Origin of the sequence: Spongiivirga citrea (genome assembly GCF_010671565.1) — a bacterium.
Classification (GTDB): Bacteria; Bacteroidota; Bacteroidia; order Flavobacteriales; family Flavobacteriaceae; genus Spongiivirga; species Spongiivirga citrea.
In genome coordinates, this window is sequence record NZ_JAABOQ010000001.1 from 657,692 (window position 1) to 679,854 (window position 22,163).

18 protein-coding genes are annotated in these 22,163 nt (G+C 35.4%); 4 read left to right on the forward strand and 14 right to left on the reverse strand.

All coding sequences use genetic code 11. From position 1 onward, the window contains the following. Nucleotides 1–76 precede the first annotated feature (76 nt). Nucleotides 77–1,852 (reverse strand): arginine--tRNA ligase, encoded by a 1,776-nt coding sequence (gene argS, locus GWK10_RS02990; RefSeq protein WP_164029407.1) that lies wholly within the window; start codon nucleotides 1,850–1,852, stop codon nucleotides 77–79. Nucleotides 1,853–1,967: 115 nt separating this feature from the next. Between argS and GWK10_RS02995 the strand changes: the two genes are divergently transcribed. From GWK10_RS02995 to GWK10_RS03010, 4 genes are all read left to right on the forward strand, one after another. Further along, on the forward strand, nucleotides 1,968–2,402 hold the full coding sequence (locus GWK10_RS02995) for a hypothetical protein (protein WP_164029408.1): 435 nt from the start codon (nucleotides 1,968–1,970) through the stop codon (nucleotides 2,400–2,402). Nucleotides 2,403–2,425: 23 nt separating this feature from the next. After that, nucleotides 2,426–3,862, forward strand: a complete 1,437-nt coding sequence (locus tag GWK10_RS03000) for an SDR family oxidoreductase (protein WP_164029409.1) — start codon at nucleotides 2,426–2,428, stop codon at nucleotides 3,860–3,862. Nucleotides 3,863–3,990: 128 nt separating this feature from the next. Continuing rightward, nucleotides 3,991–5,337, forward strand: a complete 1,347-nt coding sequence (locus GWK10_RS03005) for a glycoside hydrolase family 2 TIM barrel-domain containing protein (RefSeq protein WP_164029410.1) — start codon at nucleotides 3,991–3,993, stop codon at nucleotides 5,335–5,337. Nucleotides 5,338–5,340: 3 nt separating this feature from the next. Next, nucleotides 5,341–9,108: a glycosyltransferase family 2 protein gene (locus GWK10_RS03010; protein WP_164029411.1), complete on the forward strand. Its 3,768-nt coding sequence runs from the start codon at nucleotides 5,341–5,343 to the stop codon at nucleotides 9,106–9,108. Between the two features lie 17 nt (nucleotides 9,109–9,125). Here GWK10_RS03010 and GWK10_RS03015 read toward each other — a convergent pair whose 3' ends face one another. From GWK10_RS03015 to GWK10_RS03075, 13 genes are all read right to left on the reverse strand, one after another. Next, entirely contained in the window at nucleotides 9,126–10,067 is a 942-nt protein-coding gene (locus GWK10_RS03015) for a hypothetical protein (protein ID WP_164029412.1), read from the reverse strand. Then, entirely contained in the window at nucleotides 10,067–11,518 is a 1,452-nt protein-coding gene (locus tag GWK10_RS03020; RefSeq protein ID WP_164029413.1) for an MBOAT family O-acyltransferase, read from the reverse strand. The genes GWK10_RS03015 and GWK10_RS03020 overlap by 1 nt, the downstream gene beginning before the upstream one ends. 163 nt (nucleotides 11,519–11,681) lie before the next feature. After that, the gene (locus GWK10_RS03025; RefSeq protein ID WP_164029414.1) at nucleotides 11,682–12,929 is read right to left on the reverse strand and encodes a sulfate adenylyltransferase subunit 1; all 1,248 of its coding nucleotides are present in this window, start codon (nucleotides 12,927–12,929) and stop codon (nucleotides 11,682–11,684) included. Between the two features lie 112 nt (nucleotides 12,930–13,041). Continuing rightward, nucleotides 13,042–13,944 carry a sulfate adenylyltransferase subunit CysD gene (gene cysD / locus GWK10_RS03030; RefSeq protein ID WP_164029415.1) on the reverse strand — a complete coding sequence of 301 codons (903 nt, stop codon included), beginning with the start codon at nucleotides 13,942–13,944 and terminating at the stop codon, nucleotides 13,042–13,044. A 6-nt stretch (nucleotides 13,945–13,950) separates the two neighbouring features. After that, a complete protein-coding gene (locus tag GWK10_RS03035) occupies nucleotides 13,951–14,574 on the reverse strand; it encodes a phosphoadenosine phosphosulfate reductase domain-containing protein (RefSeq protein WP_164029416.1) in 624 nt (207 codons plus the stop codon). Nucleotides 14,575–14,583: 9 nt separating this feature from the next. After that, entirely contained in the window at nucleotides 14,584–14,820 is a 237-nt protein-coding gene (locus GWK10_RS03040; RefSeq protein ID WP_164029417.1) for a DUF2061 domain-containing protein, read from the reverse strand. A gap of 76 nt (nucleotides 14,821–14,896) precedes the next feature. Then, a complete protein-coding gene (locus tag GWK10_RS03045) occupies nucleotides 14,897–15,310 on the reverse strand; it encodes an RrF2 family transcriptional regulator (RefSeq protein WP_164029418.1) in 414 nt (137 codons plus the stop codon). Between the two features lie 15 nt (nucleotides 15,311–15,325). Then, nucleotides 15,326–16,261, reverse strand: a complete 936-nt coding sequence (ctlX, locus tag GWK10_RS03050; RefSeq protein ID WP_164029419.1) for a citrulline utilization hydrolase CtlX — start codon at nucleotides 16,259–16,261, stop codon at nucleotides 15,326–15,328. A gap of 269 nt (nucleotides 16,262–16,530) precedes the next feature. Next, nucleotides 16,531–17,451 carry a dimethylarginine dimethylaminohydrolase family protein gene (locus tag GWK10_RS03055; protein ID WP_164029420.1) on the reverse strand — a complete coding sequence of 307 codons (921 nt, stop codon included), beginning with the start codon at nucleotides 17,449–17,451 and terminating at the stop codon, nucleotides 16,531–16,533. Between the two features lie 66 nt (nucleotides 17,452–17,517). Then, nucleotides 17,518–18,804 (reverse strand): citrate synthase, encoded by a 1,287-nt coding sequence (locus tag GWK10_RS03060; protein ID WP_164029421.1) that lies wholly within the window; start codon nucleotides 18,802–18,804, stop codon nucleotides 17,518–17,520. Nucleotides 18,805–19,032: 228 nt separating this feature from the next. Beyond that, nucleotides 19,033–20,322: a phosphopyruvate hydratase gene (eno, locus tag GWK10_RS03065; protein ID WP_164029422.1), complete on the reverse strand. Its 1,290-nt coding sequence runs from the start codon at nucleotides 20,320–20,322 to the stop codon at nucleotides 19,033–19,035. Nucleotides 20,323–20,506: 184 nt separating this feature from the next. Beyond that, nucleotides 20,507–20,926 carry a DUF1801 domain-containing protein gene (locus GWK10_RS03070; RefSeq protein WP_164029423.1) on the reverse strand — a complete coding sequence of 140 codons (420 nt, stop codon included), beginning with the start codon at nucleotides 20,924–20,926 and terminating at the stop codon, nucleotides 20,507–20,509. Nucleotides 20,927–21,004: 78 nt separating this feature from the next. Then, complete coding sequence (locus GWK10_RS03075; RefSeq protein ID WP_164029424.1) at nucleotides 21,005–22,129, reverse strand: acyltransferase family protein; 1,125 nt, start codon at nucleotides 22,127–22,129, stop codon at nucleotides 21,005–21,007. Nucleotides 22,130–22,163: the final 34 nt, after the last annotated feature.

Here is a 22,163-nt window from a genome sequence, read left to right on the forward strand (position 1 = left end):
AAACAATTTGCTTCAATAAAACCCTACCTATAATTAAGAGGTTTTCGAAAAAAAATGTGAGGTGAAAATTGAAAGATTACATACGTTCAGGAACGTCTATACCCAACAGACTGCAAGAAAGCTTAATAGTCTTTCCTACTTTGCCCGCAAGCTGAATTCTAAATGCTCTTTTTTGGGCATCTTTTTCTCCTAGAATATGAATATTTTGGAAAAATGAGTTGAACTCTCTTACCAAATCATATGTATAATTTGCAATCAATGCTGGACTATATTGAGCCGCCGCTTGTTGCACTACATCTGGGTACTGTTCCAAGCGTTTTAAAAGATACTTTTCCTTTAGATCAATGTCAATAGTTGTATCAATAGGTGCTACTCTATAGTCCACTTTTCGCAAAACGGATTGAATACGTGCATAGGTATATTGAACAAAAGGACCTGTGTTTCCTTGAAAATCGATAGACTCTTTTGGGTCGAATAAAATTCGTTTTTTAGGATCAACCTTTAATATATAGTATTTTAAGGCAGCGAGACCAATAGTTTGATATAATGCTAACTTTTCAGCGTCAGTATAATCCTCTAATTTGCCTAATTCTCTAGAAATTTCGCCAGCAGTTTCAGCCATATTCTGAATAAGGTCATCCGCATCTACTACAGTACCTTCTCTACTTTTCATTTTACCCGAAGGTAAATCGACCATACCATAACTTAAATGATACAAATTTTCTGCCCAGCCAAAACCAAGTTTTTTCAAAATCAGAAACAGGACTTTAAAATGATAATCTTGTTCATTACCCACTGTATAAACCATGCTATTTATCTCGGGATTATCATTTACACGTTGTATCGCTGTACCAATATCTTGAGTCATATATACAGCAGTACCATCGCTGCGCAAAACAATCTTTTCATCAAGCCCATCATCAGTAAGGTCTATCCACACACTGCCATCTTCTTTTCTATAAAAAACCCCTTTTTCTAGCCCACTTTCTACTACATCTTTTCCTAATAAATAGGTGTCACTTTCATAATAAAAGCTATCAAAATCTACCCCTAGGGCTTTGTATGTGACATCAAATCCGTCATATACCCATTGATTCATCATTTTCCAAAGTGCAACTACTTCTTCATCCCCTTGCTCCCATTTGCGCAACATTTTTTGAGCTTCCTGCAATATAGGAGCTTCTTTTTTTGCTTGATCTTCAAGTAGACCGTTGACCATTAAATCTTCAACTTGTTTTTTATACTCCTGATCAAAACGAACATAGTAGTTACCTACTAGCTTATCTCCTTTTATTTTTTCCGAATCTGGAGTAGCTCCATTTCCAAACTTCTGCCAAGCCAACATTGACTTACAAATATGGATACCACGATCATTTATGATTTGTGTTTTTATAACTTTCTTACCGGCTGCCTTTTGTATTTGAGCAACCGAATACCCTAAAAGATTGTTTCGAATGTGCCCTAAGTGTAGCGGTTTGTTCGTATTTGGTGAGGAATATTCAACTAATACCCCACCGTTTGATACGTCAGGAGTTATATGACCAAATTGCTCGTCTTGCTGTATTTGATTAAAGTAATTAAGGTAATAGCCATCAGCAATTACCAAATTTAAAAAGCCCTTTACCACATTATAATCGACGACCTCATTGGTATTTGTTTTTAAATAGACACCTATGGTTTCGCCTAGCTGCACTGGATTTGTTTTTACATATTTCAGTAACTGAAAGATTACAACAGTGATATCGCCTTCAAAATCTTTACGCGTACTTTGAAATTCAACAGCATCGATAGTAACATCATAATCATTTTTAACTAACTGTTTTATTGCATTTGTAATTACTTCTTGCAGCATTAACTTCTTTTTTAAGGCTGCAAAGATAACTATTAAACCGAAATTGATGATGTTTTGAATATAGCTTATATGAGTGTATATAATGGTATCTTTATAAATAAAAAAAACGCGCTATATGTTGTTAAACGTTTCGTATAATGACCCCAAGATTAAAGAACAAATTGAACAAGAAGTCGGTAAGCCTTATACATTAAAAGAGCGGTTAAAACTAAAAGGTGTTGGCTCGCCAAAATTACTTATAACATCGACTAGTATAGAAATTCATAACCTACTCATTTTAGACAAATACATCAATACCTGTAATATTGAGCTACGCCCCAATGGTATTATTGTTCGATTTAGATCGCTCTTAGAAACATTTGCACTTGTCATTCCATATTACAAATTGTCCCTTTATAAAGGCAGGTCGGATGAATATTCCATTTTTAAGGATCAATATTTCATAAAGATAAAGGCTGAACCTACCAACAATCAACTTAACAAATTCATTAAAAAAATAACTCAAAAAAAAGCCGACATCTCCTCTTTCAATGGTGATATTTATTCGTAATTTATGATCGTAATCAAATGAATATGAATGTATTACTAACCGGAGCCAATGGCTACATTGGAATGCGTTTACTTCCAAGACTACTAGATATGGGGCATAACGTTATATGCTGTGTACGAAATGCAAAACGCCTATCTGTAGACCAAGAGACACTTAATAAAATAACGGTTATTGAAATAGACTTTTTAGATGAGCCTGATCCGGATAAAATCCCACCAGAAATTGATATAGCGTATTACTTAATTCACTCAATGACTTCATCTACAACCGATTTCGATCAAAAAGAAGAAGTATCCGCACGCAATTTCAACACGTACATGAGTTATACATCGGTAAATCAAGTTATCTATTTAAGCGGAATTGTAAACGAAAAAAATCTTTCTAAACACCTTTGGTCTCGTAAAAATGTCGAAGAAACCTTGTACGAAGGTAATTACAATGTAACTGTTTTACGAGCTGCCATTATTGTAGGTTCTGGCAGTGCTTCTTTTGAAATAATTCGTGATCTATGTGAAAAATTACCCTTTATGATTACACCAAAATGGGTCTTGACAAAAGCGCAGCCTATTGCAATTCGAGATGTTATCAATTTTATGCTCGAAGTAATAGGAAATGAAAAGTGCTACAACGATTCTTTTGATATTGGCGGGCCAGATATCCTTACCTACAAACAAATGCTTCATTTATATGCCAGAACAAGAGGCTTTAAAAACTGGATTTTGACGCTACCACTGATGACACCTAAATTGTCATCGTATTGGCTTTACTTCGTTACCTCGACCTCATACAAACTTGCACTAAATCTTGTAGATAGCATGAAAATTGAGGTGATTACCAAAGATACCCGCTTACAACAAATCTTAAAAATTGAGCCCCATACCTATACAGAAGCTATTGAAATGGCTTTTACCAGAATAAAACAAAATCGTGTCGTTAGCAGTTGGAAAGATAGTATGATAAGTGGCCGGTTTAAAAAGGAATTAAAAAAGTATGTTGAAGTACCTACTTTTGGCTGCTTGAAAGATGAAAAAACAAAAAAAGTAGAGAAACCCGAATTGGTTTTAAAAAACATTTGGAGCATTGGTGGGGATAAGGGTTGGTATTATGGCGACTGGCTATGGAGGATAAGAGGGTTTATAGATAAGCTAATAGGCGGTGTTGGCTTAAGAAGAGGGCGTACTAACCCGAACAACATATACGAGGGTGATGCCCTAGATTTTTGGCGAGTGCTTTTAGCTGACAAAAAAAACAAAAGGCTTCTCCTTTTTGCAGAAATGCGTGTGCCCGGTGAAGCATGGTTAGAATTTAATATTGATGAGAACAATGTGCTACACCAAACGGCAACTTTTAGACCACGAGGACTTATTGGGCGTTTATATTGGTACAGTATGCTTCCTTTTCATTTTTTTATTTTTAGTGGGATGATTAGAAATATATGTAATGTAAATTCTATCGATTAACACGCACTTAAAAAGTCGTTAATGGAGAATATGTGCCGATGATAGAAATTGAATCTTAAAACCCAAAAATTAAGTCAAGGATTATTTTAAGTTCTTATTTTTATAATTGCTAACATCCCCCTAGCGTTATGATTTTTAGGACCCGTTTTTTAAAATGGTACTTTATAGTCGCCCTAGTTATTCCTTTGGCGTATATTTTACTTTCTTATACAAAAGATAGTGAGCCAATAGCTAGTGGAAAAGTCCGAATTGAAAAAACAGTTTCAGGATATCAATTGTTAAAAAACAACAAGCCTTTTAAAATTAAGGGCGCAGCAACCGATTCTCTCTTTTTAAATGAACTTTCTTTAGCAGGTGCAAATACAATAAGAGTATATGATACATTGGGGTTAAGAAAAATACTCGATGAAGCAGCTGCAAATGATCTTAGTGTAATGGTCGATTTGCCCATACAGCGGTGCCTACGAGAATTGTGCGATTTTTACGAAGATGAAACCTTCATTCAAAATAATCTAAACACCTTCGATGCATTTATAAAGACTTATAAAGATCACCCCGCTTTATTAATGTGGGTACTTGGTAATGAGGTTAAATTTCCTAAGCGATCAAAAAGTAAAAACTTCTATTCTTTTTTCAACCGTCTCGTTAAAAATATTCGAAAAAACGATCCTAATCATCCAATCACTACGGCTATATCCAATTCATCCAAAATACAGATTATGCGCATTGCGCTTTGGTGTGAACCATTAGATGCCATCTCGTTTAATAGCTTTGGAGGATTAGGAAACATGGAAAATGACCTTGATAAAACCTCCTTATTTTGGAAAGGTCCTTTTATTATTTCGGAATGGGGAATTAATGGACCATGGGAAGCTGCAAGTTATACCAATTGGGGTGCACAAATTGAAGATACTAGTACCAAAAAGGCGGAACAGTATGTTGAGCGGTATCAACAATTTATTAATACTGACAATACAAGATTCTTAGGTGATATCTTCTTTTATTGGGGAAAAAAGCAAGAGCGTACACACACATGGTATAGTACTTTTTCAGATGACAGTCTAAAGACAGAGGCAGCTTTAGCAATGGAAAGTATTTGGAAAGAATCAAAACAAGAGGAAAGTATTCCAAAGATAAAATATCTACTAATTGATAAAAAAGGAGCAAACGAAAGTCTTGTCTTTCAGCCTGAAATAACAAAAGAAATTGAACTGGTACTCGAAGAAAACGGTGGTTCACATACAGTAATTTCTTGGGAAATACTACCTGAAAATTGGTATTATCGCTGGCATGATGTAGAAGAAAAACCAAAACCAGTTTTTAAATTTCAAGACAGTACCGCAACTAGAATAAGCTTCAAGACACCAAGTGAACCAGGGCCGTATCGTATATTTAGTTATATCAAAAACGCTAAAGGAAATTACGCTACCGCAAATATTCCTTTCTACGTTTTAAAAAAGGATAAAACAATCTAAAATATGGTACAAGCCCCTACAAAAAAACAAGTGCGCGCATTGCGATTCTTAATCATTGTTGGGGTTCTTACTACAATCAATTTTTTTTATTGGTTCTTAAACCCAGATTTAATCGGGTATAAACCGGTGTATATCATTCTAGTAATTACGATGGCATATTCGTATTCTAAGGTTATTTATGAATGGTATCACTATTGGGATATTTCTGTTCCTGATGAACCCAATGGCAATAAGAAATTTACTGTCGATGTACTCACGACTTTCTTTCCAGGAGAACCCTATGACATGATCATCGATACGCTGACTGCTATTCAAAAAATGCCTTATCCACATACGACTTATTTGTGTGATGAAGCCAATGATCCTTTTTTAAAAGAACAATGCAAACGGTTGGGTGTTATTCATGTAACTCGTGATAACAGAATTGACGCTAAAGCTGGAAACATTAACAATGCATTAAAGCAAGCAACTGGAGAAATTTGTCTTATTCTCGATCCTGATCATATGCCGCAACCTAATTTTTTAGATCAGGTACTACCTCATTTTGAAAATTCAGAGCTTGGTTATGTACAAACAGTACAGGCATACTCTAACCTAAATGAGTCTTATGTAGCCAAAGGAGCAGCCCAGCAAACATTTCAGTTTTATGGCCCGATGATGATGTGCATGAATTCATACGGTACCGTAAATGCCATTGGAGCAAATTGCGTTTTTAGGCGTGCTGCCTTAGATTCAATTGGTGGGCATGCAGCTGGACTTTCTGAAGATATGCATACCGCAATGAAGCTGCATGCTAAAGGTTGGAAATCGATCTATGTACCAAAGGTTTTCACCTTAGGCCTTGTACCATCAAATATAACCGCTTATTACAAACAACAATTAAAATGGTCGAGAGGTACCTTAGAATTATTGGTAACTACCTATCCTAAAATATTCAGAAAGCTTAGCCTTCGACAAAAATTACATTATGGTCTTATTCCGTTTCATTATCTCATAGGCATTATATACTTAATCAATTTTCTTATTCCAATAATCTCTTTACTTACTTGTACGTATCCGTGGAAAGGTAATATGGTCATGTTTGGTATTATTATTCTCCCATTAGTTTTTAGTGTTCTTCTTATAAGATCATATGTACAACGTTGGGTTATGAACGAAAGAGAACGCGGATATCATATAATAGGTGGATTATTACAAATAAGCACTTGGTGGGTGTATTGTTTGGGACTTTTCTATACCATTATAAGAAAAAAAATACCTTATTTACCAACACCAAAGGACGATTCAGATCAAAATAACTGGCCTATCGTTTTTCCAAATTTAATTATTGCCGCGGCCTCTATTTTTGCAATCAACTATGGGTTATCTATAGATTGGACTCCATTTAATGTCTTCATGTCCGGCTTCGCATTATTGAATACGTTTTTCATGTTATTTTCGGTCTATTTGGCGCGACATGAAGTTGGTAAATATGCTGGCCCCAACGCAAACGCTTTTCAGAAAAAGTATCAGAATGTTAAATTGAACATTAAAATCAGATTGTGGAATACAAGACACATCTTATATGATATTTCAAGAAGGTTCGCTGTGCCAATTTTGGTGGGCGCTTTGTTACTATCTGGCGGATTACTAAAATACCATCAATACACACAATGGGATGGAGTTAAAGCGGACAAACAATTTAGTTTAAAGCCAAATTACACCGGTATTTTTCTTCCTACAAAAAATGACGGTTTATCGAATATTGAAACCATCAGCGCGATAGAGGAATCTCAACAAACTCATTTCGATATTCATTCACTTTATCTTGCATGGGGTGATGATGAACAATTTCCAGAGAAATTGGTTTCATCTATTTATGATAATCAAAGTATCCCTATGATCACATGGGAGCCTTGGGCCAGTACTTTTCAAATAAGCGACAGTATTGATCAATTAAAAAATAATCAGAAAATCTTCAAGCATATTAACGAAGGTTTTTTTGACGATTATATAACTAGTTTTGCCTTGAAAATAAAGGCTTCCAAAAAACCGCTATTTCTTCGTTTCGCACATGAATTTGATAACCCCGCTTATCCATGGTCGCCAAAAGGAAAAAATACTGCTGGAGAGTTTAGGCAAGCATGGCGGTACGTCCACAATAAATTCTCAGAGCTTAATGTCACCAATGCTATTTGGGTTTGGAATCCTTGGAAAGCAGATGCAATAGCCGATTATTTTCCAGGAAAGGAATACATTGATTGGGTAGGGCTTACTGTCCTTAACTATGAAAACAATTCTTTCGAAGACTTATACGACCATTTCAAAACTGAATTAAAGTATACCACCAACGCGCCAATAATGATTGCTGAATTTGGCTCGCTTGGTTCTGAAGAATATAAGAATAGGTGGATAAGCGATGCCCTTTCTACAATTAAAAATGAGCATGATGAGATTAATGCTCTTGTCTATTTTAATAGCAATGTAGACACGAATGTGCCTGATGCTTTGTCAGCCGATGTATTAAAATGGGATATTGAAAACTTTGGTGGACATAATGCTCAATTTACTACTAACAATATTCCATCATACACCTATGATGAATTGGTTTTTAACACTTTAAGGAGTCAAAGTAAGATTGATCAGTCTATTTTCACCAAACCAATAAAGGGAGTTAACTACAAAAAAGGAAGCAATTGGTATAAGGATCACTATGTATTAAATAGAATAAACTTGATTGAAGATTTTACTAAAATGAAATCTTTAGGGATAAACACTTTGCAGTACTTTGGTCCAGGAATCTATGACAAAAACGTTCTTAGCATTAGTGCAGAGCAAGATCTTGATGTTATTTATAGTTTTTGGATTGAACAGGATATTGACTTCATAGCAGATAAGTCGACACTAGATGCACTAAGCAAAAAGATTACTAAAACAGTAAAGTATTATAAGAACGACGAACATATCATTAGTTGGAATATTGGGAATGATGTTTTTAAAAATTTGTATGGTGTCTTTGATAAGCCGGTTTTACAGCATCAACAAATGGCATATTTAAATTGGGCTCGTGATCTTATTTCAAAAATTAATGTGATTGACGACAGACCTATTTTTATAGATATTGAAGTAAATGACCGCACTTTGTACCAATTAGAAAAAATGACTGCCAAATTACCTTCTTCGGTTAATTATGCATTACGTATTAATGATGATTCAAAAAATATTGCTGCCATTGTATCTTATTTTAAAAAAAATAAAATGACATATTACCTTAGCAGTATTTCAGTCAATAAAATGCTAGAAAGCGACTTAGTTGATGAAAATGTGTGCATTACTAACTGGCAAGATCAGTTTGAAAATAACCGATTAAGTTTTGACGGATTATACAACCAAAAAGGATTGGCAAAACCGACAGCTATTGTTTTACAAAACAAATGGAGCGGAGTTGATATCGATACTAGGACTTCTCATTTATTACAGCCCCATATCCTTAAATATGCAAAACCAACGTATGCAGGTAATCAACTGGCCTACAGGGCTATGTTTTTAAAAGATGATGGTAATTGGGTATATGGAAAGGACCTACCGGGTCGTATTAACTATCAATGGAGCATGGTCAAAATGGCTGGACCGCAAGCAGCAATCGCTTCGAAGATCCTTGGCACGGGACCAAACATAAGTATTATAATTCCAGAAAAAAGTGAAACGTATCAGCTGTTATTGGAGGTCCAACAAAATGGTGTTGTTACAAGCACCATGAGTACTTTAAATACTGAACTTATTTCAAAGTAAAACAGAATCGCAGGTAGTTATTTCTTCTTAATATCCATAGCAAGTTGTCTAGTGAACATTTCTGCACTTTTAGAAAACAAATGCGATCCGTCGTAATATGTATAGCTTGAATGATCCTTAGTATAATCCCAATAAGGTACATTTACTTTATTAGCAATTGAATCGATTTGACTATTCATTTCGGGCCAAAACTCCGTTTCAAAATCTAAAACATCTTTTAAAACTGGCGTACGAACCACATACACCTTTCCGTATTCTTTTAGCATTAAAACTGTATCCTCAAAAGCTTTCAATCGAGCAATCGAAATTTTTTGTCCTACAAGTATTTTCTTATATGATATTAAGGTCTCTTCACTCCATTTATCTACCATCTTCTCAGTGATTTCATAGGTACTGGTTCCTTCCCTAAATTCTATCCAGCCATTATCGTGGGTTACAACCACGTCATTTTTCGGCCAGAAAACAATACCCTTATATAATGGATTTGCATAACATTTAACCATGTATTCAAAATTGGGATCAACATTAACATAATCCATCTTACCAAGCATGGTATCTTCGTCAAGCTTATCTACATCATCTTCACTAGAGTTAATTGGGATTAAAAAACTTCCCGGAGACACTGATACTATAAATACACCATTTGTCGTCCCTTCAGCTATCTTATTCTCAATATCCTTTTTATAAACCGATCCGTAAGGCGATCTATATAATTCAAATGAGAAATTAAGGACTGGTTTCGCAATCTCATCATCTCCAAATTCTTGATCTAATACTTCAGGAGAAATCCCAAAATTAGAACGAGATAAACCAACTACCATACTTCCCGCTGGATACCTAAATTTGTGATAATAGCGATCTACATATCTATCAATAATGAAATAACTGCAACAAAAGTATAAGGCCAATAAAATGATAAGCAGCCCCGTCAGTTTAAATATGAATTTAGATAGTTTCATTAAAATTGAAAATATATAAAACTATTTTGTCTATTAAATGCAAGTAATACCATTGCAGCAATACAAACTACATATAAACTCCAGCGTATTGCTATTTTCTTTGATGAAAACAGCTCATAAATTTTATCATTTCCTTTGTAAAAATGAATTGCTTGAACCAAGAGTATTAGCAATATCGAAATAATAATCTCGACAATATCATTAGTGATATTAAAGTAAAAAGCTCGAATATCAAACATACTCTTAATATAAACTAATGCATTGTAAATAGAGCTTGATCGGAAAAAGATCATTGTAAAAGCTAAGTAATGTAGTGTAACAAATCCCCATAAAAATTGCCTAATATGTTTAGAAATCGGAATTGGTGACTTATCTAAAATCCGATTTCGCAGCTTGTTTGTTCCTTGTTCAAATAACAAAAACAATCCACATAACACACCCCATACTACAAAAGTCCAGTTGGCACCATGCCACAGTCCGTTTATGAAGAATACGACAAAAACGGCCAGAAATGCTTTTAATTTAAAGTCCCTAACTAAAGGACGATATAAATAATCCCTTAACCAGTGCATTAATGATCGATGCCATCGTTGCCAAAATTGGGCCGCACTAGTAGAAAAGAATGGTCTATTAAAATTATTCATCAAATCGAAACCCAAGACTTTAGCTGCTCCAACAGCAATAATGGAGTAGGCTGAAAAGTCATAATAAATTTGAAAACCAAAAAAGTACATTGCCAGAAACAATGGTATTCCAGGAGTTCCTGCTGGATTGCCATGGGCGTAATCTACATACACCCCTAGCCTATCGGCCACAACCATTTTTAAAAAAAACCCCCAACTCATTAGGATTATTCCTTTGCGAATAGCCTCAATATCTATTTCTATTTTTTTATGGAATTGGGGTAGTAAACGCGAAGCTCTCTCGATTGGACCAGCAACCAGTTGAGGGAAAAATGCCACGTAAAGTGCATACTTTCCTAGATGGTGTTCTGGTTCGATTTTTCCTCGATAAATATCAATACTGTAACTAAGTGTTTGAAATGTATAAAAACTAATACCTACAGGGAGCAAAATGTTTCCATAAGCAGAAGTTGAAGCTGTAACTGTATTTGTATCTACTTGCCCAAAATATGCCATTATTTGGCTAACAGATTCGCTAAAAAACCCAAGGTATTTAAAGAAGAAAAGCATTCCTACATTGGCCAAAACGCTCAGCATTAAATACCACTTTCTCCTTTGTTTATGAGCTGTCCTATGCATTTTTATTCCTAATGCATAATCAATAAGCGTCGATGCAATTAATAAGAAAACCAAGGTGACATCCCATTGCATATAGAAGTAATAACTACATCCTAGCAACCAAGCCCATCTGTGTTTATGGGGAAATAAGTAGTAAACCACAACTGCTATAGGGAAAAAGAAAATAAAGTCAAGCGAGTTGAATAACATTTGAGAGCTACCTAATTTTCAGGAAAAATAAGGCTTCTACGAATGCTACCAAAATAAAAAGGAAGAAGTCCTATTTTTGACACACAAGCGCTTAGTCAACACCTAAGTGAGTGCAAAAAACTACAAGACATAAAATTTCAAAGCAAAGAAATCTTGTTTTGTTCTATTCCACAAAACCAACAGCACAGGTATTATTTGTCCGTGGATTGATCAAAATGAATGCGCCATTATTTTTATTAACTGCATAATGATCTAAGAAAATGGGGCTTGCTAGTTTTAAACTGGTAATTGCAATATCATTTAGTTTAAGACTTGAAGCTTCCTGCAAATTTGATGGGTTTTCTGGTGGAATTATTGCGTGTATTTGTTCTAGTCTTACTTGTACGGTCTTACTCCCTGCTTGTAACAAAAATTTTGAACCTATTGCAGCCTGATCTTCTTCTAACCAAACCAATTTTGCCTTAATACTCTTTTCTGTTATTGGTATTGCCTCGTTATTTTTTGTGATGATAGATCCACGGCTAATATCAATTTCCCTATCTAGAGAAATGCTAACAGAATCTCCTGTAGCTGCATTTTCCAAAAGATTGATATCTTTCCGTATTTCGGTTACAATCGCATTTTTTTGAGAAGGATAGACCATCACTTCATCTCCTAATGTAATGGTCCCGCTAGCTACGCGACCAGAATAGCCACGGTAGTCAACAAACTCATTATTTTGAACATGCAGTACGTTTTGTACATCCATTCTAAACGCTGTAACTATATCTTGTTCTGATTCTATCTGATGCAAGACACTATTTAATGTTTCGCCTTGATACCAAGCTGTATTGCTAGAATGATTAACAACATTATCACCTTTTAATGAACTAATCGGGATAATTTCAATGTTCGGATTACTATGTTCGAAGGATGCAGTCATTCGTTGTATATCTGCGGCGATTTTTAAAAATACATCTTCACTGTAGTCAACAAGGTCCATTTTGTTGATACAAAAAACAACAGTATGTAATCGTAACAATTGGCTAATGAAAAAATGGCGATAGCTCTGTTCTAATAGTCCTTTCCGAGCATCAATCAGAATAATAGAAACCTCAGCATTAGATGCACCAGTAACCATATTTCTGGTGTATTCAACATGCCCAGGGCTATCAGCAATTATGAACTTACGCTTATTTGTTGAGAAATAAATATGGGCTACATCGATAGTAATGCCCTGCTCTCGCTCTGCAATTAATCCATCGGTAATCACCGAAAAATCAAGATCGGCTAAGCCTTTTTCAGCTGTCTTTTTCTCAATAAGCGCTTCCTGCTCCTTAGTTAATGCATCGGTATCGTATAAAAGTCGACCGATCAAGGTACTTTTACCATCGTCTACACTTCCTGCCGTACTTATTCTTAGTAAATCCATTTACTGTCTGTTTCTATAGATAATTTAAAATCTCCACTCCCCATGCATCTCGATACAATTTCAATTTCCCTTCCAGTCAATTGAAATCACTCGATGTGACATTAGTCTTTTATTAAAAATATCCGTCTTTTTTTCGTTGTTCTAATGCTGACTCGCTTCGTTGATCGTCTATACGTGCACCTCTTTCGGAGTGCTTTGAAGCTTTGTTTTCATCTAAAACTAATTTGACTGTATTCGCAGTTGATGGTAGTGCAGCTGTACAGGTCATATCGCCAACCGTTCGAAAGCGTACTACATCTTCTATAATCTCATCTGTATCAACCAAATTGAGGTAATCAGAAAGCGCTAGAAAAGCGCCATCCCGTTTCACCAACCTACGCTTATGCGCAAAATAGATGCTTGGTAATTCTAAATTTTCTTGAAGAATGTAACTCCAAATATCTTCTTCAGTCCAGTTGCTAATAGGAAATGCTCTGACATTTTCACCAAATTCAATTTTCCCATTTAATATTTGAAATAATTCAGGTCGTTGCTTTTTGGCGTCCCACTGGCCAAAATCATCACGCACTGAAAAAATACGCTCTTTCGCTCTTGATTTTTCCTCATCACGACGCGCACCTCCTAAACAAGCATCAAAACCGAGTTCTTCAATTGCATCTAACAAAGTTACTGTTTGAAGTGAATTTCTGCTGGCATATTTTCCACTTTCTTCTTTTACTTTATTCTGATCAATCGCATCCTGTACATATCGTACTTCGAGCTTAACGCCTAACTTTTTAATATATGCATCCCGAAATTCAATCGTCTCAGGAAAATTGTGTCCAGTATCGACATGTAAAAATGTAAAAGGGATTTTAGCAGGGTAGAAAGCCTTCTTAGCGAGATGAGCCATGGTAATGGAATCTTTTCCGCCGGAAAAAAGTAAGGCGGGATTTTGAAATTGAGCTGCAACCTCTCGAAGTATGTAAATACTTTCGTCTTCTAATGTCTGTAAATGACTGTTTTGTACTGCCATATCTTTTTAATTTGAAATAGTATTGCTGTGCAAACCGCATTCTCTATTTTCCAACACTTTGGTTGGATCATAATATTTAAACTCATTCGGTAAATCATGCTCAGATATATACGCATCTAATTGTGTATCCGTCCAATGATAAAATGGACTTACTTTTAGTACACCATCCTTTCCCTGAGAAAAAATATCTAGTGAATCTCTTAATGCCGTTTGTCCTTTTCTCAGATTAGTAAACCAAATATCTGGCTGATGTTTTGCCATCGCTCTTTTAAAAGGCTCAAGCTTTACTTGATTTGTAAACTCGCCATGAAGCGGTGAATCTATATCGGGAATTCCCATTACCGCATCGCGATGAGCAGACGTTTGTTTAGGAACATATAAATCTATATTAAGATTTAATCGATCAATCAAATACTCGGCATGCTTATACGTTTGAGGAGTATTATAACCTGTATCGCACCAAATCACATCTATTTCTGGTATAACATTGGTAACTGCGTGTAAAATTGCTACTTCATAAGGTCTAAAATTGGTGGTAATTACCAGTTTTTTGCCTGACGAATTTGCAAACTCAATTACTTCATTAATTGATTTATCCCGAAATAATGTGTTGATATTTTCAATATTCATATTGCCCTTTTAATGTCTTTTTACTTTATTCCAGATACGCTCATGAAAATAATACAAGACCATTTTTGATACGACTTCAATACCCCCAATACCAAAAGCAATCTTCATATCTCCAGTTAGCAAATATGATATTATCATAGTATCTAAAGTGCCAATAATGCGCCAAGAAATTGTCTTAAGAAGCGATATTTTCGGACTGTCTGATGTCTGTTTAGATTGATCTGGTCGTAAAATATCAAGTATCATTTAATAGCATGGTTTTAATAAAGGCTCAAATATACTATTAATCTATCGGATTAGTAGATTTATGAGTTAAATTTTTTTAATCGAATGTTAAATCGTGAAGTGTTTTATTCTCTAGTACATTTAGTGTATTATCTCGAACTTCGATCATAAGTTTATGCAATGAGCACGCCGCTTCATCCGGGCAATCAGCGCATTTTTCATAGAAATTTAGGCTCACACAAGGTAGCATCGCAATGGGCCCTTCTAATATTCTGATAAGAGACGCTAGTGTAATCTCTTTCGGATCTTTAATAAGATAGTAACCGCCACCTTTGCCCATTTTTGAAGCGAGAAAACCTGTATTTTTCAATAATAAAAGGATAGTTTCCAAAAACTTTCTTGAGATATTCTCATTCTCAGCAATCTCAGAAATAAGTACGGGACTTTTATCTTCTTTTTTGGCAATATACGTTAAAGCCTTTAATCCGTATTTGGTTTTCTTAGAAAGCATGGTAGAAAGATAGCATTATTTTCTCGGAAGAAAAACCTCGGCCATCATGCAACGTGCGCTTCCCCCTCCGCAAGTTTCAATTGTGTTTAAAGAACTTGATAAAATTTCGCAGTATTTCTCGATGGTGGCTATTTGTAATGGTGTTAAACTTTTATGCGCAGCCTCGCTCATTACCAAGTAAGGTTTCCCATCATCACCTTCTACTTGAAGCATATTACCTGCAAAGTGCAGCACCTGTTCTTCTGATATTTCAATGACTTCCTTTTTATCCTCTCTTAAATGGGCCAATACGTTTTTACGCTCTTTTTTATCATCAATACTATCTAGACAAATCACACAAAAATCCTCCCCCAAACACATCATCACATTGGTATGATAAATGGGACTTCGCTCACCATTAAATGTCTGATTGGCAGTAAAAACAACCGGAGTATATTCAAAATCTTCACAAAACTCAATGAGTAATTCTTCATCCGCTCTTGGTGACAAAGCACAATAGGCTTTTCTGTTTACTCGGTCCAACAGTAAACTTCCTGTTCCCTCTAAAAAGACTTCTTCATCCTCTGCGCTAGTATAATCGACAATACTTTCAATTTTAAATCCATCCTTTTCTAGCACTTCAAAAACATCTTCTCTGCGTTCTGACCTCCTATTTTCTGCAAACATAGGATAGACCGCCACAGTGCCTTTTTCATGAAAAGAAATCCAATTATTAGGGAAGTGCGCGTCTGGTGTATCTGTATTTTTATCACCTTCAATTACTACAACATTTACACCAACATCTCTAAGTTTTTTTACAAACGCATCAAACTCACCTACAGCTTTAGACAATAATTCATCTGGCGCAATATGGTCAAGTGACTTTTGATAATAATTATTGACAGCCGTTTGTTCATTAGATCTGAAATTGGCCGGTCGTACCATTAAGATGGTGTTGGTTACTTGTCTCATTGGGTTTCGTTTGTAGTTATTGGATTACTGAGTTGCCTTGTTAATAGATTTGTAAACGCTGTATTGTAGTTCTTGGCTCTTTTCTACCTGTTCTATTCTCTTTTTTTGAATCACAATACAGACTTCGAAACTATTCTCGACACAATTTTTGATTTCACTATTGTTCAATCAAAAATCATTAGAACTAACATCACTAGAAATTTCTGTTTTCTGGCAGCAAAATTAGTTCGTAAAATCGTATTTATTGATATGAAGGTGAAAATAAAAGTCTAATTTTTATCCCTAATTAATGGCATGGTACTGCAGCGCAATAGGCCTTCTTGTTTTGAGATTTCGGCATAGGGCACCTCTTCTACTGTGATACCATTAGCTCTCAACCAGGCATTAAGCCTTGTAAAACCTTTTTCCGAAATCACCACATCGGGTGCGATTGAAAAGATGTTACTATTCATATGATACATTTCATCCTTGGTAATTTCAAAAACTTTATCCTTACCAAAAAGATCAACTAACCAATTGTACTCCTCCTCTATTAGGAATCCGTTTTTATGAATAATTGCCATATCCTTCCCGACCGGCTGAAAACAGCAATCTAAATGCAAGGCATTGTTTTTAGCATCAGTATTTGATTTACGGAGCTCAAACGCTTTTACCTTCTTGTTTGGAAACAGTTCCTTCAAAGCATTCACTGCTTGAATATTAGTTCTCGCTGTAATATAATCAGGATAGTCATCTCCTGTATATGTTCCAACAAAAATGTAATCATGATAAGGCATTACATCACCACCTTCGACATGGGCTTCCTCAGGAAGGGTAATTACTTTTTCAGGATCTATCTGATTTATTAAATAATCAATAGCATGGATTTCACGTTCGCGATCCGGTAAAATATTCGACTTTATAAATTTATCCTCGATAACAAAAGCAATGTCGCGAGCAAAAATCTGATTGTAATTTTCAATCACTTCTGGTCGATGAATTACCACATCATACTTCCTAAAAACGGCAGCAACTGCTTCCATTTCTCTTACCATATCCTCTTCTGCAGGATACGTCCCCTGTTTTATGTGCAGTGCTGATTTGGGGTCATAAGCATCCTCTATCTTAGGAGTTGGACCATTACTTTTTGCAGTACCTAAAACAACAGCCCTAAGGCGCGAAGTTTCGTCATTTACATGAAGTTGTAGCATGTTGTATTGCTTAAAAAAGAAAAGCGATACTTAGCTAAGTATCGCTTTATACTATTTAAATTGATTTTATCTCTTTTCCAATGAAACGAAGTTACGGTAGTTCTCACCGATATAAACTTGACGAGGTCTTCCGATAGGCTCTTTACGTTGGCGCATTTCTCTCCATTGGGCAATCCAACCTGGTAAGCGACCTAGTGCGAACATTACAGTAAACATCTCTGTCGGAATTCCCATTGCTCGGTAAATAATCCCAGAATAAAAATCGACATTAGGATACAACTTACGTTGTACAAAATACTCGTCTTTTAAAGCTTCTTGTTCCAATCCTTTCGCAATATCCAAAATAGGATCTTCAACGCCTAAGTCGCCTAGTACTTCGTCTGCAGCAACTTTTATGATCTTCGCTCTAGGGTCGAAGTTTTTATAAACTCTATGACCAAAGCCCATAAGTCTAAAAGGGTCTGACTTATCTTTAGCTTTCGCCATGTATTTTTTAGTATCACCGCCATCTTCTCTAATAGCCTCTAACATTTCTAAAACAGCTTGGTTAGCTCCACCATGAAGTGGCCCCCATAGGGCAGAGATTCCAGCAGAAATTGAGGCAAATAATCCCGCATGTGATGAACCCACGATTCGTACAGTAGAAGTAGAACAGTTTTGCTCATGGTCAGCATGTAAGATTAGTAATTTGTCTAATGCATTTACTAAAATTGGATTCATTGTATACTCTTCATTTGGCTTGCGGAACATCATTTTCAAAATATTCTCTACATAACCCAATGAGTTATCACCATAATCTAAAGGAAGTCCTTGCTTTTTGCGCATTGTCCATGCTACTAAGACAGGAAACTTTCCTAGTATTTTTACAATAGAACGGTACAAATCTTCTTCCGAATCAACGTTAACTGATGATGGATTAAAAGCAGTTAGTGCACTCGTTAAAGATGACAATACACCCATTGGATGTGCTGATTTTGGAAAACCATCTAGAATTTTCTTTACCTCTTCATCAACAATTGCCTTATCTTTTATGTCGGCATGAAATTTATCATGTTGTTCTTTTGTTGGTAACTCACCAAAAATCAATAGATACACAACCTCCAAAAAGTCCGCTTTTTCAGCAAGATCTTCGATTGAGTATCCTCGATATCTCAAAATACCTTTTTCGCCATCTAGAAAGGTGATTCCACTTTCACATGAACCTGTATTTTTATAACCAGGATCAATGGTAATAACCCCACCAGTAGCACCGCGAAGCGTCTTGATATCGATGGCTTTCTCCCCTTCTGATCCTTCAATTATAGGAAATTCATATTTGTTTCCACCTATTTCTAAAGTAGCTGTATTTGACATATAAAATTGTGTGTTTTTAAAAGGAATACGAAATTACGAAAACCTTTGCGATTTATAAAGTTAAGCGCGTCTTGAAACGCTTAAATATTTGACAAAAAAATCCACCTAAACTTACAATGAGTTTGGTGGATTTTTTTGAATTATTGCGCTTTTTTGAAAATAACTAATTCATAAAGCTTCTCGATACAATCTCGATAGCTATCGAGATCACTCGAAGTGACACTTGTATTATTTTACTTTAAAAGCGTTTTGCTGCGGAAAGTAAGCAACACTTCCTAATTCTTCTTCTATTCTTAATAACTGATTGTATTTTGCCATACGATCTGAACGGGAAGCAGAACCTGTTTTAATTTGCCCTGTATTTAGAGCGACAGCAAGATCAGCAATAGTGTTATCTTCCGTTTCACCCGAACGGTGCGACATAACCGATGTATAACCGGCATTATGCGCCATATTCACTGCTGAAATTGTCTCGGTTAAAGTACCGATTTGATTTACTTTAATCAAAATTGAATTTGCAATACCATTCTCGATACCTCGACTTAAACGCTCAACATTGGTAACAAATAAATCATCACCTACTAATTGCACTTTATCACCAACTTTATCAGTTAGTGCTTTCCAACCATCCCAGTCATTTTCATCCATTCCGTCCTCGATAGAGATAATAGGATATTTTGCACTTAGGTCAGCTAAATATTGTGCTTGTTCTTCTGATGTTCTAACCGCTCCTTTATCACCTTCAAATTTTGTGTAGTCGTACTTACCATCTACAAAGAATTCAGCAGCTGCGCAATCTAAGGCAATCATTACATCATCACCTAATTTATAACCAGCCTTATCAACAGCAAGTGCAATCGTGTCTAGTGCATCTTCAGTTCCGTCTAATGTTGGTGCGAAACCTCCTTCATCACCAACTGCTGTACTTAAACCACGATCATGCAATACCTTTTTAAGGTTATGGAAAATCTCAGTTCCCATTTGCATCGCATGGGTAAAGTTTTCAGCTTTAACTGGCATTACCATAAACTCTTGAAATGCGATTGGTGCATCACTATGTGAGCCGCCGTTAATAATATTCATCATTGGCACTGGAAGTGTATTAGCACTAACCCCACCAACATAGCGATATAATGGCATTCCTAACTCATTTGCAGCTGCTTTAGCAACCGCCAACGAAACACCTAAAATGGCGTTGGCTCCTAGTTTTGACTTGTTTGGAGTACCATCAACATCAATCATTGTTTGATCGATTAGGTTTTGTTCGAAAACAGAATAACCAATTAATTCCTCAGCAAGTATCTCGTTTACATTTTTGACTGCAGTAAGCACTCCTTTCCCCATGTAGTTTTTACCACCGTCACGAAGCTCTACTGCCTCATGTTCTCCTGTAGAAGCTCCTGAAGGAACAGCAGCACGACCTAGCACTCCATTTTCAGTCATTACATCAACCTCTACAGTTGGGTTACCTCGTGAATCTAGAATTTGTCGTGCATGTACATTAATAATGATACTCATTTCGTAGTTTTTATTGGTTACCTAATTTTAGAAAATCAAAGATACGAAACCGATAAATTTCAACGCTCATTTATACACGAAACCGTGCGGAAATGTGGCGATAACGTTTTAGGAAATTAATTAATGATGAATAATTAAAAAACAATTATAAAAAATGGGAAATTGATAATGCAACCATATTGAATTAAGCCCCTAATAACACTTCATTTTTTACTTTATGATAAGTAAGCGCCAATTGAATGCAATGTTTTAATTCGGTTTCAGGAATTTGTTCATTCAACTTAAAAACGATTGCCCTATTCCCTTCAAAATTAAATACACCCTTGTATATTTTTCTAAAAGTCGGAACCAACTTTGTCGAACAGCTAAAATACATTGCATATTGATCGGGAGATTTTTGTTTCCAATCCATTCGTAAAGTACTTCCGTTCATGGTTAAGTAACTTGGTTCATTCCATTTTAATGTCTCTTCAATTGAATTTAAACCATCAATAGAAGCAGCAACTTCGAGGACTAATGCTCTTAGATGATTCATTTTCGCCTGGACGTTCTCAGGGTAGTGATCGAAAATTTCTTTGACTTTTGAGTTGGTGTTGAGTTGCATCTGATTGGTAATTGAAATATAATATGAACATAAAAAATAAGACTTCCAAATAGAAACCTCGCAGATAGAATCTATATTTTAAATCGCCGAGCTTTTGGATTTTACCCCAAATAAAAAACGAGCGATTTTAAAGGGATAAATCACGAACCGATAAATCACTATCGTAACAGATAATGTACTTATTAGAAGCAGCGCTATTTTAAACAAAATTGAAAGATTCAACTGCACTATATAATACGCTAGTACAACAATGACTGTTTGATGCAGTATATAGAAAGGATATGCTGCCTGATTAAGCAATGGCAACAAATTGCTTTTTCGATTAAAGAATACTTGCCCATAACCAAGTGCAGTTATAATTAAAGACCAACTTAAAAGTACTGAAACGGTATACCAAATATCCCATAATAGCTTATTACTAACATTTTCTGGCACCCAACCTTCAGGAAAAAAATAGTACCCATAGAAAACTATAATACTAAACATGCTAAGTTTTAAGTTATGCCTCCTGTAATTCTTTAAGTTACTCCAAATCAAGTCGGATTGATTTATCAAGATACCGGCGATGAAAAAATATCCGTAAAACAATGTTGAGGACAGGTTGGTAATATCTTTGGAATCAGACGGGAAGTATTTTTTCGAAATTATTCTGATCAATACTAAAGGAATTACCCACAGAAACATGCCGAGTTTTGTAGAGGTTGTTTTTTCTACCCATCCTAACATTGTTTTAAATCGTGTTGATTTGAAAAACAAAATTATTGGTATACACAGAATTGACAGAAAAAATAAGTTTTCTAGAAACCATAGGTGATTTGCCTTCAATTTAAAATGCTCTTTACTATAAACATCCAGATACGAATTGAATGACTCGTAATTCTCGAAAAATGTTTGAGGAGGAACGATGATCAATACGCCAAAAATTAAGGGTATTAATAATCGATAGGATCTCTCCTTAATAAAATGAATCCAATTTCGTCTTTGAAAAGCATAAACCGTTCCGACACCGGAAATCAGGAAAAGTATGGGTAATCTAAACTGTTCAAAAAATACCATAATATCATCTAGCAGCTTACTAGATTCATTATTCATGATATGAAAATCATCTCCGTTAAATGGCATTCCTATATGATGAAGATAAACAGCGAAGATTGAAATCACCCTCCACCAATCTAAATCGTAGCGTCTTTCTTTTATGTTCATTGCTAAATAAAATTGATATTTAGAGAACAAACAT